Annotated in this window: 8 protein-coding genes, 2 tRNA genes and 3 rRNA genes; 9 read left to right on the top strand and 4 right to left on the bottom strand. The window is 52.7% G+C overall.

What is annotated here, in order from left to right; genetic code table 11:
• Window positions 1-9: 9 nt before the first annotated feature.
• Together thiE and QUD59_RS05490 are read right to left on the bottom strand one after the other, a co-directional pair.
• Window positions 10-639, bottom strand: coding sequence for a thiamine phosphate synthase (thiE, locus tag QUD59_RS05495; protein WP_286240094.1), 630 nt, complete (start codon window positions 637-639; stop codon window positions 10-12).
• A gap of 3 nt (window positions 640-642) precedes the next feature.
• Entirely contained in the window at window positions 643-2367 is a 1725-nt protein-coding gene (locus QUD59_RS05490) for a chloride channel protein (protein WP_286240093.1), read from the bottom strand.
• An 88-nt stretch (window positions 2368-2455) separates the two neighbouring features.
• Here QUD59_RS05490 and argC point away from each other — a divergent pair, with 88 nt between their 5' ends.
• The 3 genes from argC to QUD59_RS05475 all read left to right on the top strand — a co-directional run bounded on the left by argC (window position 2456) and on the right by QUD59_RS05475 (window position 4454).
• On the top strand, window positions 2456-3490 hold the full coding sequence (argC, locus tag QUD59_RS05485) for an N-acetyl-gamma-glutamyl-phosphate reductase (RefSeq protein WP_286240092.1): 1035 nt from the start codon (window positions 2456-2458) through the stop codon (window positions 3488-3490).
• 61 nt (window positions 3491-3551) lie between these two features.
• On the top strand, window positions 3552-3908 hold the full coding sequence (erpA, locus tag QUD59_RS05480; protein WP_350227795.1) for an iron-sulfur cluster insertion protein ErpA: 357 nt from the start codon (window positions 3552-3554) through the stop codon (window positions 3906-3908).
• A 96-nt stretch (window positions 3909-4004) separates the two neighbouring features.
• Complete coding sequence (locus tag QUD59_RS05475; protein ID WP_286240091.1) at window positions 4005-4454, top strand: DsrE family protein; 450 nt, start codon at window positions 4005-4007, stop codon at window positions 4452-4454.
• A gap of 8 nt (window positions 4455-4462) precedes the next feature.
• On the opposite strand, the gene QUD59_RS05470 is transcribed toward QUD59_RS05475, so the two are convergent.
• Both QUD59_RS05470 and QUD59_RS05465 read right to left on the bottom strand, forming a co-directional pair.
• The gene (locus QUD59_RS05470; protein ID WP_286240090.1) at window positions 4463-5569 is read right to left on the bottom strand and encodes an anhydro-N-acetylmuramic acid kinase; all 1107 of its coding nucleotides are present in this window, start codon (window positions 5567-5569) and stop codon (window positions 4463-4465) included.
• Complete coding sequence (locus QUD59_RS05465; RefSeq protein WP_286240089.1) at window positions 5566-6930, bottom strand: peptidoglycan DD-metalloendopeptidase family protein; 1365 nt, start codon at window positions 6928-6930, stop codon at window positions 5566-5568. The genes QUD59_RS05470 and QUD59_RS05465 overlap by 4 nt, the downstream gene beginning before the upstream one ends.
• Window positions 6931-7217: 287 nt before the next feature.
• Here QUD59_RS05465 and tyrS point away from each other — a divergent pair, with 287 nt between their 5' ends.
• From tyrS to rrf, 6 genes are all read left to right on the top strand, one after another.
• Window positions 7218-8513: a tyrosine--tRNA ligase gene (gene tyrS / locus QUD59_RS05460; protein ID WP_286240088.1), complete on the top strand. Its 1296-nt coding sequence runs from the start codon at window positions 7218-7220 to the stop codon at window positions 8511-8513.
• A 669-nt stretch (window positions 8514-9182) separates the two neighbouring features.
• A 16S ribosomal RNA gene (locus tag QUD59_RS05455) occupies window positions 9183-10723 on the top strand.
• A 220-nt stretch (window positions 10724-10943) separates the two neighbouring features.
• Window positions 10944-11020, top strand: a tRNA-Ile gene (locus QUD59_RS05450).
• An 89-nt stretch (window positions 11021-11109) separates the two neighbouring features.
• A tRNA-Ala gene (locus QUD59_RS05445) sits at window positions 11110-11185 on the top strand.
• A 196-nt stretch (window positions 11186-11381) separates the two neighbouring features.
• Window positions 11382-14266 (top strand): 23S ribosomal RNA (locus QUD59_RS05440).
• A gap of 141 nt (window positions 14267-14407) precedes the next feature.
• Window positions 14408-14523, top strand: a 5S ribosomal RNA gene (rrf, locus tag QUD59_RS05435).
• The 16S, 23S and 5S rRNA genes sit together here with 2 tRNA genes alongside, the layout of an rRNA operon.
• The last annotated feature ends 2 nt before the right edge of the window (window positions 14524-14525 follow it).

Raw genomic sequence — 14525 nt, 5'->3', positions numbered from 1 at the left:
TCTCTGAATTCAGTGGGTAAAGTGCTGCTGAAAGGCGCGGGCGGTGGCAGATATTTTGCCCTGCCCATAAAGTGCATGAATCACCGCAATCATGTCGGCCCCCGCAGTCACAAGCTGACCGGCATTATCCACGCTAATGCCGCCAATCGCCACTATTGGAAGCTGAACTTTGGCTTTCACCTGCTGGAGCAGTTCAAGCGGGGCCGGTTTGGCGTTGGGTTTGGTTTGTGAGGGAAAGAATGCACCAAAGGCCACGTAATCTGCGCCTTCGGCTTGCGCCTGTATCGCCAGCGCCAGTGAATCGTGGCAGGTGACACCGATAATCGCCTGGCTGCCCAGCATTTCGCGCGCCTCGCTGACGGCGCCATCACTTTGCCCCAGATGAACACCTGCTGCACCAATGCCGGCGGCGAGACCGGCATCATCGTTGATCAGCAGCGGGACTTTGTATTGCTGGCAGAGGCGGTTCAGGGCAGAGGCCTGCTCAACCCGTTTCCTCAGGTCAGATGATTTGTCCCGGTACTGGATTATCCGGGCGCCGCCCTGCAGGCTCTGTTCAATTTTGCGCAACAGGGTTTCGGTATCTGGCATCAGCTCACTGTCGGTGATGCCGTACAGTCCTTTCAGGTTGTCGTTCATCGCTTAATTCTTACGGTAAAAGTCTTCGATCTGTTCCCGGGTCAGCAGACCGATCACCTGACCCCGGATATTGGTAATGCAGAGGGCTTCAACCTGCTGCTCTTTCATGCAGTCGAGTGCCTGTTGCAGAGTGGACCGGCTGTCGATCCGGGCGGTATCCAGCCGTAAACCGGGAATAGTGAGCATATCAATATCCTGATCGGCGGACTCCGCAGTGCGTACCTGATGATGCAGATCACCCGGTGAGAGCAGGGTGAATTTGTCAGCGTCCTCGAGCAGTATCCAGCTTGGGTTGTTGCTGAGCGCATTGCTGGCGCCCTGCGCGGAGATCAGTGGGGCGCTTTTGACGTAATCGGTCAGCATCAGGCTGCGCACGGCTGCACGGTTGAGAATCTGGTTAAGTGGATTGTAGTGGTAGTCCAGCCCCTGCAAGCGCATGGACGTAATAAAAACCGATGGCAGGTTAAAGACATAGCGGGCAATCAGGTTGGAGATAACGATTGATATCATGGCCGGGAAGATAATATTCGGATTGCCGGTCAGCTCCAGTGTGGCAACCAGCGCAGCCATAGGCGCATTGGTGACAGCACCCATCATACTGGCCATGCCGAGCAGGGCGTAAAAGCCAGAGTGGGCGACGTTCAGATCGACTGCCTGGGCGCCGAGAATACCGAGCAGGCCACCGCCAATGGCTCCGATAAAGATCGCCGGGCCGATGAGGCCTGCGGGTACTCCCAGCGCGAGCACAACCGGGGTCAGCAGACATTTGCTGATCAGAATGCCAATCAGTAACTGGATACCCAGTTGGCCGTCCAGCACAGCGCCTACCGTATCGTAACCGATGCCCATTACCTGAGGATAAAATACAGCACAGCAGCCGGTGGCCAGCCCGGCCAGCATCAGCTTGGAGCGGTAACTCAGCACCGAATGGTCGGCCCATTTGGCGGTGGCTCGCATCAGGCTGATAAAGACCACTGCGAGAAGGCCGATCATGACACCGAGAAAGACGATGTAGGGAATCTCGTGCAGTGATTCAATATGCATTGCCGGGACAGTAAGCACTAACTCGCGGCCAAACATCAGTTGAACCACCAGAGCGCCGGTGGCGGCGGAGACAATTACCGGCATAAAGCCGATGACGCTGTATTCCAGCAACACCACTTCCATGGCGAAAATCACGCCGGCAAGGGGGGTGTTGAACATGGCGGCGATGCCTGCGGCGGTACCGCAGCCCGCCAGAATACGCAGGGTATTGTTGGGCAGGTTCAGGCGCTGGCCGAGCTGACTGCCGCAGGCCGCCCCGAGATGGATGGCGGGCCCCTCTTTGCCGACTGAGTGACCAAACAGCAGTGCGGCGGTTGCGGCAAAAAACTGGATCAGGGCATTGGTCAGCGGCAGCTTGCTCTGGTGATAGGCCATCCGTTCCAGCAGGTGAGCGACACCCACTTTCCGGTTTAGTGGCGTCACCCGTGACAGGATTGCGATTAATAACAGACTTCCCAGCACCGGCAGGAAAAAATGCAGCCAGGGTGAGAGCCCTTCAAAATTGTCGTTGTCGCCACCGGGCAGCAGTTGTGACAGCGGATATTCCAGCAGCAGCCGAAAAAGCCCGAGCACCAGCCCGCAGACCAGACCACATAAAACGCCCAGCACCACCATCTGCGGCAGTGCTTCATTGTGTGCTAAACGGTGGCGGAAATGTTCCAGGGAAAAAACGGGTCTGGGCATCGGCAGGTTAATCTAATTAGTAGTCAATGGGTTGCTGGCTTTTGTAGTATTATAGATTACCAGTTTTTAACCCCGATGAGAGGTTCCTGTGATCAAGGTAGGTATTGTAGGTGGGACCGGTTATACCGGTGTAGAGTTGCTACGTCTGTTGGCGAATCATCCTGAGGCACGTGTAGAGGTGATTACTTCCCGTTCCGAAGAGGGTGTCAGTGTGGCTGATATGTACCCCAATCTGCGAGGACACCATGATCTGCGATTCAGCGTGCCGGATGTGGATACGCTGGCTGGCTGCGATGTGGTGTTTTTTGCTACACCCCATGGCGTAGCGATGAACATGGCTGCTGCGCTGGTGGCCAAAGGGGTGCGTGTCATCGATCTGGGTGCGGATTTTCGTATCAAGGATCTGGAGCTCTGGTCTAAATGGTACGGTATGGAGCACACGCAGCCGGAGATGGCCGAGCTCGCTGTATACGGTTTACCGGAGGTTAATCGCGAACAGATTAAGCAGGCGCAACTGATTGCCTGCCCGGGCTGTTATCCAACGGCTACACAACTGGCTTTCCTGCCCTTGCTGGAAAATCGTCTGATCGATCATCGTCGCCTGATTGCTGACTGTAAATCCGGCGTCAGCGGTGCAGGGCGTGGCGCGAAAGTGGGAATGCTGCTGTGTGAAGCCAGTGAAAGCATGATGGCTTACGGCGTGCCGGGGCATCGTCATCTGCCAGAGATCAAACAGGGTCTGGCGCTGGCTGCTGAGCGTCCGGTGCATCTGACCTTTGTGCCACATCTGACGCCGATGATCCGTGGGATTCACTCAACCTGTTATGGCGTGCTGAAGGATCCGGTGGATCATGATCTGCAGACGCTGTTTGAAGAGCGTTATGCCGATGAGCCTTTTGTAGATGTCATGCCGGCCGGTAGTCATCCACAGACCCGCAGCGTTAAAGGTGCCAACATGTGCCGTATCAGTGTGCACCGCCCGCAGGGTGAAGATACTGTGGTGGTTCTGTCGGTCATCGACAATCTGGTGAAAGGGGCCGCCGGTCAGGCGATTCAGAATATGAACATTATGTTCGATCTGGATGAGCGGGCTGGATTGAATGTGGTTGGGTTAATGCCCTAATACTTGACTGCTTTACTCGGTTAAGGTGATAATTACGCCCAGTCAATATGAGTAAGGTCCTATGATAGAAACAGTTGATCCAAGCGTAGAGCAGGAGATGGCTTTTACTCCGGCCGCTGCTGCCAAAGTAAAATCCCTAATCGAAGAGGAAGAGAACGACAACCTGAAGCTGCGGGTATTCATTACCGGTGGTGGATGTGCGGGCTTCTCCTACGGCTTTACCTTCGATGAAACCGCAGCCGATGACGACACTGTTGTTGAGCGTGACGGTGTAACTATGCTGGTGGATCCTATGAGCTTTCAGTATCTCGCGGGTGCGGAAGTCGACTTCAAAGAGGGCTTGCAGGGTTCACAGTTCGTGATCAATAACCCGAACGCAACCACCACCTGTGGTTGTGGCTCCTCCTTCTCTATCTGATACCTCTCCTGAGCAGGCTGTCGATTCAGTTAACAGCCTGTTCATCTCCTCTCTGCTCTTATAAGCTTGTCGTTCTGTTCCTTGTGGATGAGTGTCATGCTGAAGTCTGCTTTATTCTGTATCGCGTTGCTCTTTGCCCTCGGTGCTCAGGCTGAGCCGTTGCAATCCCCGATCGATCCGCAAAGTAATCAGCGCTATCTGGCGTTGATCAAGAAAAATAACCCGACCGAAGTGGAAATGCTGTTTCGTCGTGCCAGTATGTTGCTCGAAGAAGGGACCGACCTCAGCGCTTATGACCCGATTGTGTTTGTGCTGCACGGGGATGAGGCGCATGCATTTCGCCAGCGGAATCAGTCGATGTATCCTGAGTTGCTGAATCTGGCAAAAAAATTAGAATCGCAGGGTGTGATCGATATCAGAATCTGTGAAACCTGGATGCGTCTGAATAATGTAGAGCGTTCGGAACTGCCTGATTTTATTGATACAGTCCCGCTGGGGCCGGCGGAAGAGCGACGTCTCAAGACGCGCGGTTATCTTTACTTCTGAGCCGGAGCTTAAGCCTGATAGATCGCCCCGAGAATTCTTTCACCTGCCGCCCCTGTCACGGGGCTCAGGTTGCCGCTCATACCATCAAGACAGCGCTTTGCCAGCCATGCAAACGCAGCGGCTTCCATCCAGTCAGCATCAATTCCGGCCTGATCGGTCGGTGAGACGCGCTTACCGGGTAGCAGTTCAGCAAGGCGATGCAGCAGCAGACCGTTGCGACTGCCACCACCGCACACCAGTAATTCAAAGGACTGACTCGGGATATGCTGTTGCAGACTATCGGCGACACTGCGGGCGGTTAGTTCCAGCAGGGTGCGCTGGATATCTTCTGCAGGCAGGTCGTGCCGGCTGACACTGTCTTGCAGCCACTGCTGGTTGAACTGCTCCCGCCCTGTGCTTTTAGGTGGTGGTAGTTGAAAGTAGGGCAGCCTGAGCAGATCTTGCAACAATGCGTTATTAACTTTGCCACTACTGGCCCATTGGCCGTCCTTGTCATAGTCAGAGCCAAGACAGTGCTGAATCCACAGATCCATCAGAATGTTACCCGGCCCGGTATCAAAACCTCTGACAGGCTCGCAGGGGTTGGCCGGAAGAAAAGTCAGATTAGCCATGCCGCCCACATTCAGCAAAACCCGGTCCTGTTCAGGGTTGTGCAGCATAGCCCGGTGAAAGGCGGGTACCAGCGGTGCGCCCTGACCTCCGGCCGCCATATCCCTGCGGCGGAAATCAGTGACTGTGGTGATTCCGGTCAGTTCGGCGATGCGGTTGGCATCGCCAATCTGCAGGGTGTAACTAAATTCAGGACGGTGCCGGATGGTCTGGCCGTGGCTGCCGATTGCCCTGATTTCTGCAGGATTTAACCCGTGTTGTGTTAGCAGTTGTGAAACGGCCTGCGCGAACAGGTCGCCGAGTGCAATATCGACCCGCCCCATACGGTCAATCTCATTGTCGCCGGGCAGGGTTAGCTGGCTGATTGCCTGTTTGAGCTGAGCCGGAAATGACTCGCTGTGGCTGGCCACTAACTCAAACGTGGGTTCAAAGCGAACGGCAACCGCATCGATACTGTCGAGACTGGTGCCGGACATCAGACCAATATAAAGGGGCGAAGCACTCATTTAAGAACGGTATTCTCTGCCAGTACGGTTGCCTGATACGTTTCAAGCTGCGCCAGAATGGAGCTGGCGGTTGAACGGAATGCGTTCAGTTCGCTGCCGGCTATTGGCTTAGCCTGGGGTAGTTTAACCGTCAGGGGGTTTTTATGAACACCGTTTACACGGAACTCATAATGCAGGTGCGGGCCGCTGGCCAGTCCGGTTTTGCCAACAAAGCCGATGACCTGACCCTGTTTAACTCTGCTGCCGACCCGCTGACCACGTTTAAATGCATTCATATGGGCATAGAGTGTCGTGATATTGCTGCCATGCTGAAGGATGACAACATTACCAAAACCGCCTTTTTTGCCGCGGAAGATGATTTTTCCATCACCCGATGCCTTGATCGGGGTGCCGGTGCCTGCGGCATAGTCCACGCCTTTGTGTGCCCGGATGCGATTCAGTACCGGGTGTTTGCGGTTTGGATTGAAGCGGGAGCTGATGCGGGCAAAATCTACAGGTGAGCGTAAAAAGGTTTTACGCATACTGTAACCTTCAGGTGTGTAATAACTGCTGTCGCCTGCGCTATCGGTGTAGCGAATTGCGGTAAAAGTATTGCCGCGGTTAATAAACTGGGCGGCAATAATATTACCTTCACCAATTTTCTTATCGTCGAGGAACTTCTCCTCGTAGATCAGGCTGAAGCTGTCTCCCTTGCGGATATCCAGAACGAAATCCACGTCCCAGCCGAAGATGCTGGCCAGCTCCATGATTTTCTGATTACTCAGTCCGGCGTCTGCGCCTGCCAGAAAAAGTGAATCTTCAATCGTGCCGGAGGTGTACTGTGTGCGGACTTCAGGCTGGCGCTCTAATTCCTCAACAGTGTATCCGTCGGTTGTTTTGATCAGCAGAGTGCTGGCCAGCTCGGACTTAATGTGTCTGAGTTTTTGCAGTTCACCACCGCGAATAACAAAGGCCAGTGTCTGGCCGGGAAACAGGCGCTTGAAGGCCTTACCTTCTTTGTCGGCATTGGCAGCGTAATAAACGTCACGAGCGCCAAGACCTGCTTTCTTGAACATAGAGGTGAGGTTGTCGCCGCTGCCAACCTGATATTCAACCCAGTCATCAATCAGGGCTGGGTTGGTAGCGTCTGCTTCCTGTGTGGAAGGGGAGGAGGCAGAGATCTCCGTCTCAACGACAGGTGCCGCTTCAGTCGGCAGCGGGTTGCTTTTAACAACCGGCTCAGGAAGGTTGCCGCGGGTAGCGCCTACCTGCTGGCTGGGTAATAAAAGTAAGGTCAGGCCAAGTATAGATACACACGCGCTGACAGCTACCAGATGAACAGTCGGAAACTGTCCCCGGAAATGTTTAAAGCGATTAAGCACCCTATTCCCCTTCGTTATATTTTTGGGAGCCGGTAAACAGGTCTGCTGCATGCTTTTAAAGCCGGAGTGCACAGGACTTGTCCACAGGCCCCTTCATGGGTTGCCAGATAAACGCCGCATTATGCCATTCTCTGAGGATAAAGTCGGCACAATTGTACAAATCTTAAGCGCTGCTTAATGCAGATCAACGAATTTAAACCACTTTCTGATTTGTTTGCGGCGACTGCTGCCGCTAAAATAGCCGCTCTTTAATCACAGCTATCTTTTATTAAGGGCAAATCGAAGCCATGAGTGAAACACTGTTACAAGACCTGAAAGCGCGCGGACTGGTTGCGCAGATGACCAGTGAAGAGGAACTGGAAAAGCATCTCGCGGAAGGCAGTGTGACGCTTTATTGTGGCTTTGACCCAACAGCAGACAGTCTGCATCTTGGTCATCTGGTACCGCTGCTGATGCTGAAACGTTTCCAGGATTATGGTCATCGTCCTATTGCGCTGGTGGGTGGTGCTACCGGTATGATCGGCGATCCGAGCTTTAAGGATAAAGAGCGTCAGCTTAACTCAACCGACATTGTGGCTGAGTGGAGTAACTGTCTGAAGAACCAGATCAGCCGCTTTATCGAATTCAACGATAATGATGGCGCTATTCTGGCGAACAACTACGACTGGACGGCCGGCATCGATACGCTTTCGTTCCTCCGCGATATCGGTAAGCACTTCACGGTCAATAAAATGATCGCCAAGGAATCCGTGCGTCAGCGTATCGAGCGTGAAGATTCCGGTATCTCCTTCACCGAGTTTACTTATCAAATTCTGCAGTCATTCGACTACCAGAAGCTGAACGAGATGTACGGTTGCTCTCTGCAGATCGGTGGTTCCGACCAGTGGGGTAATATCACCGGCGGTATCGACCTGACCCGACGTATGAATGGTGCCAGCGTACATGGTATGACACTGCCGCTGATCACCAAGTCTGATGGGACTAAATTCGGTAAAACTGAAGGTGGTGCTGTATGGCTGGATGCTAAGAAAACCTCCCAGTATGCGTTCTACCAGTTCTGGCTGCAGACCCCGGATGCTGACGCATACCGATTCCTGAAATTCTTCACCTTCCTGCCGGTGGCAGAGATTGATGCGCTGGAACAGGCTGACGCTGAACGTCAGGGGCGCCCGGAAGCGCAGCGGGTGCTGGCTGAGCAGGTGACTAAGCTGGTTCACGGTGAAGAGGGGCTGGCTGCGGCACAGCGTATTACTGAGGCGCTGTTCTCGGGTGATACCAGCACTCTGGACGAGCAGGACTATGCACAGTTGGCTCAGGATGGTTTGCCGTCTTCAACTATCAATGCAGCCGAAGTGGCAGAGATTCCGCTGACCACCATACTGTCTGAGGCCGGCATGGCGCCCGGCGGTAAGCAGGTAAAAGATGCGTTGCAGCGTAATGCGGTAATCGTCAACGGTCAGGCTTACGGCGTTGAAGACAATATGAAAGCGGCAGAAGTGTTTGCCAGCGACAATGCGCTGTTTGGTAAATACTTCCTGGTGAAACTGGGTAAGAAGAAGCATCACCTGTTTTCTGTTGCATAACGGACGGATGAATCTCGCTGGCTGATATATGCTGGCTGGTAAATATGAAAGGCGTGTCTATACTCCAAATCTGCCAGAGCAGAATCGGTGTGTAACACGCCTTTTCTGTTTCTTGCGGCCGTAAAACGACCCGCTCTGTACAGATAACAAACAGTGCTGATTGTTTAGTGATCAAAAAGGGCCGGTATGGCACTTTTTTACGGTTTTTTTCAGTTTTTTTACGACAGGGTGTTGACCCTTTTTCAGAACGCTGTAGAATTCGCCGTCCTTGCTTAGGGAGGCCGCCGAAACGGGGCTGATTGAACTAAGCAAGGTGCTTAGTAAGTGCTTGAATCCATTGGATTTTGACGGTGCTTACGGAGCAGGATTCAAAGTCCGGTTGCTGAGTAAAAAATTTTACAAAATTGCAAAATAAACGGTTGACTTTGAATGAGCGCAAAGTAGAATATGCGCCTCGCTTGAGACGAAACATCAAGCAACGCTCTTTAACAATTTGATCAGATAATTCGTGTGGGCGCTTGTTGAGACAACGCAACATTTACTTGTCTAGACAAGCAACCAAGTGAATTCATTTAAGCGATTTACAAATAGGTTTAACGTTCTTAAGAATGTTATCCGGTTGTTTAGTACTAGAGCCCGTTACCACATTCCTGGTAACACATATGATTTAAACTGAAGAGTTTGATCATGGCTCAGATTGAACGCTGGCGGCAGGCCTAACACATGCAAGTCGAACGGTAACAGGACTAGCTTGCTAGTTGCTGACGAGTGGCGGACGGGTGAGTAACGCGTAGGAATCTACCAAGTAGTGGGGGATAAGCCAGAGAAATTTGGTCTAATACCGCATACGTCCTTCGGGAGAAAGCAGGGGCTCTTCGGACCTTGTGCTATTTGATGAGCCTGCGTGAGATTAGCTTGTTGGTGAGGTAATGGCTCACCAAGGCAACGATCTCTAGCTGGTCTGAGAGGATGATCAGCCACACTGGGACTGAGACACGGCCCAGACTCCTACGGGAGGCAGCAGTGGGGAATATTGCACAATGGGCGCAAGCCTGATGCAGCCATGCCGCGTGTGTGAAGAAGGCCCTAGGGTTGTAAAGCACTTTCAGCAGTGAGGAAAGGGGTGTAGTTAATACCTGCATCCTGTGACGTTAACTGCAGAAGAAGCACCGGCTAACTCCGTGCCAGCAGCCGCGGTAATACGGAGGGTGCGAGCGTTAATCGGAATTACTGGGCGTAAAGCGCGCGTAGGTGGATTGGTCAGTCAGATGTGAAAGCCCCGGGCTCAACCTGGGAACTGCACCTGATACTGCCAGTCTAGAGTACGGTAGAGGGTAGTGGAATTTCCTGTGTAGCGGTGAAATGCGTAGATATAGGAAGGAACACCAGTGGCGAAGGCGACTACCTGGACCGATACTGACACTGAGGTGCGAAAGCGTGGGGAGCAAACAGGATTAGATACCCTGGTAGTCCACGCCGTAAACGATGTCTACTAGCCGTTGGGGGACTTGATCTTTTAGTGGCGCAGCTAACGCGATAAGTAGACCGCCTGGGGAGTACGGCCGCAAGGTTAAAACTCAAATGAATTGACGGGGGCCCGCACAAGCGGTGGAGCATGTGGTTTAATTCGAAGCAACGCGAAGAACCTTACCAACTCTTGACATCCTGCGAACTTGCTAGAGATAGCTTGGTGCCTTCGGGAACGCAGAGACAGGTGCTGCATGGCTGTCGTCAGCTCGTGTTGTGAAATGTTGGGTTAAGTCCCGTAACGAGCGCAACCCTTGTCCTTATTTGCCAGCACGTAATGGTGGGAACTCTAAGGAGACTGCCGGTGACAAACCGGAGGAAGGTGGGGACGACGTCAAGTCATCATGGCCCTTACGAGTTGGGCTACACACGTGCTACAATGGCCGGTACAGAGGGCCGCGAACCTGCGAGGGTAAGCTAATCTCAGAAAACCGGTCGTAGTCCGGATTGGAGTCTGCAACTCGACTCCATGAAGTCGGAATCGCTAGTAATCGCGAATCAGAATGTCGCGGTGAATACGTTCCCGGGCCTTGTACACACCGCCCGTCACACCATGGGAGTGGATTGCACCAGAAGTAGCTAGCTTAACCTTCGGGAGGGCGGTTACCACGGTGTGGTTCATGACTGGGGTGAAGTCGTAACAAGGTAGCCCTAGGGGAACCTGGGGCTGGATCACCTCCTTAACGAATGCCGCGTCTCGGCAAGCGTTCACACGAATTATCTGATCAGAAAGTGAAGAGAGCGGAAAGGTAGCTACTAAGTCTGTAGGCTAAGTGGTTTATTTGCCTGGATTTTTGCGAAGAGCAAGGCGCGGGCTGAGCGAATGAGGGAGTGTACATAAGTACATGACCGAATGAGCGAAGGCAGCAACGCCGCACTGCGTAAAAAGACACGCAAAGAAATAGGCTTGTAGCTCAGCTGGTTAGAGCGCACCCCTGATAAGGGTGAGGTCGGTGGTTCAAGTCCACTCAGGCCTACCAAATTTCCACAATGCTGCGTTGTGGCACGACTCGCATAGTACACTATGCTTCGCCGTCCCACGCCTTGTCTTGTGAAAATTACGCTGTATGGGGCTATAGCTCAGCTGGGAGAGCGCCTGCTTTGCACGCAGGAGGTCTGCGGTTCGATCCCGCATAGCTCCACCATTACTCTTAAGAGTTTTAAAACATAACGCATACTGATGCCTTATCTTTTAAAGCTTTTGCTTTAAACGCTCTTTAACAATTTGGATTTGATTCATTTGATTTAGATTTGACATGTAGATTTTCTACATGCGCCAATTCGGCGAAATCTATCGTTACTTTTACAAGTTACTGTGATCCAGACGCCTTCGGGTTATATGGTCAAGTGACTAAGCGTGCACGGTGGATGCCTTGGCAGTCAGAGGCGATGAAGGACGTTGTAGCCTGCGATAAGGCTAGGGGAGTCGGCAAACAGGCTTTGATCCTAGCATTTCCGAATGGGGAAACCCACCTGTTTACAGGTATCTTATAGCTGAATACATAGGCTATAGGAGGCGAACCCGGGGAACTGAAACATCTAAGTACCCGGAGGAAAAGAAATCAACCGAGATTCCCTAAGTAGCGGCGAGCGAACGGGGACCAGCCCTTAAGCGGTATTGTAGTTAGCAGAACACTCTGGAAAGTGTGGCCATAGTGGGTGATAGCCCCGTATGCGAAAACTTATATACCGTGAAATCGAGTAGGACGGCGCACGTGAAACGCTGTCTGAATATGGGGGGACCATCCTCCAAGGCTAAATACTCCTGACTGACCGATAGTGAACCAGTACCGTGAGGGAAAGGCGAAAAGAACCCCTGTGAGGGGAGTGAAATAGACCCTGAAACCGTGTACGTACAAGCAGTGGGAGCCGTTTTCGGACGGTGACTGCGTACCTTTTGTATAATGGGTCAGCGACTTACTTTTAGTGGCAAGGTTAAGCGTTTGCGGAGCCGTAGGGAAACCGAGTCTTAATAGGGCGTCCAGTCGCTAGGAGTAGACCCGAAACCGAGTGATCTATCCATGGGCAGGTTGAAGATGCGGTAACACGCATTGGAGGACCGAACCGACTGTCGTTGAAAAGCCAGCGGATGACTTGTGGATAGGAGTGAAAGGCTAATCAAACTCGGAGATAGCTGGTTCTCCTCGAAAACTATTTAGGTAGTGCCTCATGTCTCACCATTGGGGGTAGAGCACTGTTTCGGCTAGGGGGTCATCCCGACTTACCAACCCGATGCAAACTCCGAATACCAATGAGTGCAATCATGGGAGACACACGGCGGGTGCTAACGTCCGTCGTGGAAAGGGAAACAACCCAGACCGCCAGCTAAGGTCCCAAAGTTCATACTAAGTGGGAAACGATGTGGGAAGGCTTAGACAGCTAGGAGGTTGGCTTAGAAGCAGCCACCCTTTAAAGAAAGCGTAATAGCTCACTAGTCGAGTCGGCCCGCGCGGAAGATATAACGGGGCTAAGTATGACACCGAAGCTGCGGATGCCATTTATGGCATGGTAGAGGAGCGTTCTGTAAGCCGTTGAAGCTCAAGCCGTAAGGCAGGGTGGAGGTATCAGAAGTGCGAATGCTGACATGAGTAACGATAAGGGAGGTGAAAACCCTCCCCGCCGGAAGACCAAGGGTTCCTATCCAACGCTATTCGAGGTAGGGTGAGTCGGCCCCTAAGGCGAGGCTGAAGAGCGTAGCCGATGGGAAACAGGTTAATATTCCTGTACTGCTCACAACTGCGATGGGGGGACGGAGAAGGCTAGGCCAGCGCGGCGTTGGTTGTCCGCGTTTAAGGTAGTAGGTTGAGTGCTTAGGTAAATCCGGGCGCTTAAGACCGAGAACTGATGACGAGGTCCCATGTGGACTGAAGTGGTTGATGCCATGCTTCCAGGAAAAGCCTCTAAGCTTCAGGTTGTGACTAACCGTACCCTAAACCGACACAGGTGGTCAGGTAGAGAATACTAAGGCGTATGAGAAAACTCGGGTGAAGGAACTAGGCAAAATGGCACCGTAACTTCGGGAGAAGGTGCGCCGCTGATGGTGATGAGACTTGCTCTCTAAGCTGTTGGCGGTCGAAGATACCAGGTGGCTGCGACTGTTTATTAAAAACATAGCACTCTGCAAACTCGAAAGAGGACGTATAGGGTGTGACGCCTGCCCGGTGCCGGAAGGTTAATTGATGGGGTTAGCGTAAGCGAAGCTCTTGATCGAAGCCCCGGTAAACGGCGGCCGTAACTATAACGGTCCTAAGGTAGCGAAATTCCTTGTCGGGTAAGTTCCGACCTGCACGAATGGCGTAACGATGGCCACACTGTCTCCACCCGAGACTCAGTGAAATTGAAATAGCTGTTAAGATGCAGTTTACCCGCGGCTAGACGGAAAGACCCCGTGAACCTTTACTACAGCTTCACAGTGGACTTTGATATTACTTGTGTAGGATAGCTGGGAGGCTTTGAAACCTTGTCGCCAGATAAGGTGGAGCCAATCTTGAAATACCAGCCTGGTAATATTGAGGTTCTAACCCAGGTCCCTAAGCGGGATCGGGGACATTGTGTGGTGGGTAGTTTGACTGGGGCGGTCTCCTCCCAAAGAGTAACGGAGGAGCACGAAGGTACCCTCAGCATGGTCGGAAATCATGCAATGAGCGCAAGAGTAGAAGGGTGCTTGACTGCGAGACAGACACGTCGAGCAGGTACGAAAGTAGGTTCTAGTGATCCGGTGGTTCTGTATGGAAGGGCCATCGCTCAACGGATAAAAGGTACTCCGGGGATAACAGGCTGATACCGCCCAAGAGTTCACATCGACGGCGGTGTTTGGCACCTCGATGTCGGCTCATCACATCCTGGGGCTGAAGCCGGTCCCAAGGGTATGGCTGTTCGCCATTTAAAGTGGTACGCGAGCTGGGTTTAGAACGTCGTGAGACAGTTCGGTCCCTATCTGCCGTGGGCGTTTGAGATTTGAGAAGAGTTGCTCCTAGTACGAGAGGACCGGAGTGAACGAACCTCTGGTGTTCCGGTTGTGATGCCAATTGCATTGCCGGGTAGCTATGTTCGGACGGGATAACCGCTGAAAGCATCTAAGCGGGAAGCCTCCTTCAAGATGAGATCTCACTGGGACCTTGAGTCCCCTAAAGGGCCGTTTAAGACTAAGACGTTGATAGGCGGGGTGTGGAAGCGCTGTGAGGCGTTGAGCTAACCCGTACTAATTGCCCGTGAGGCTTGACCATATAACGCCCAAGGCGTTTGGCAAGTGACTTGTAAGTGCGAAAGCACGACGATAGAGAGTAACGAATTGACGGTATGTAGAAAGCAGTCAAAACTCTAAATCAAATACTAAGAAGAATCAGATCCGAGTTGTAACAGTTTTGCTTGGCGACCATAGAGTTGTGGAACCACCTGATTCCATCCCGAACTCAGACGTGAAACGCAACATCGCCGATGGTAGTGTGGGGTCTCCCCATGTGAGAGTAGGTCATCGCCAAGCAT

The organism is Neptuniibacter halophilus, assembly GCF_030295765.1.
Taxonomy (GTDB): Bacteria; Pseudomonadota; Gammaproteobacteria; order Pseudomonadales; family Balneatricaceae; genus Neptuniibacter; species Neptuniibacter halophilus.
This window is presented reverse-complemented; position numbering and strand designations above follow the sequence as displayed.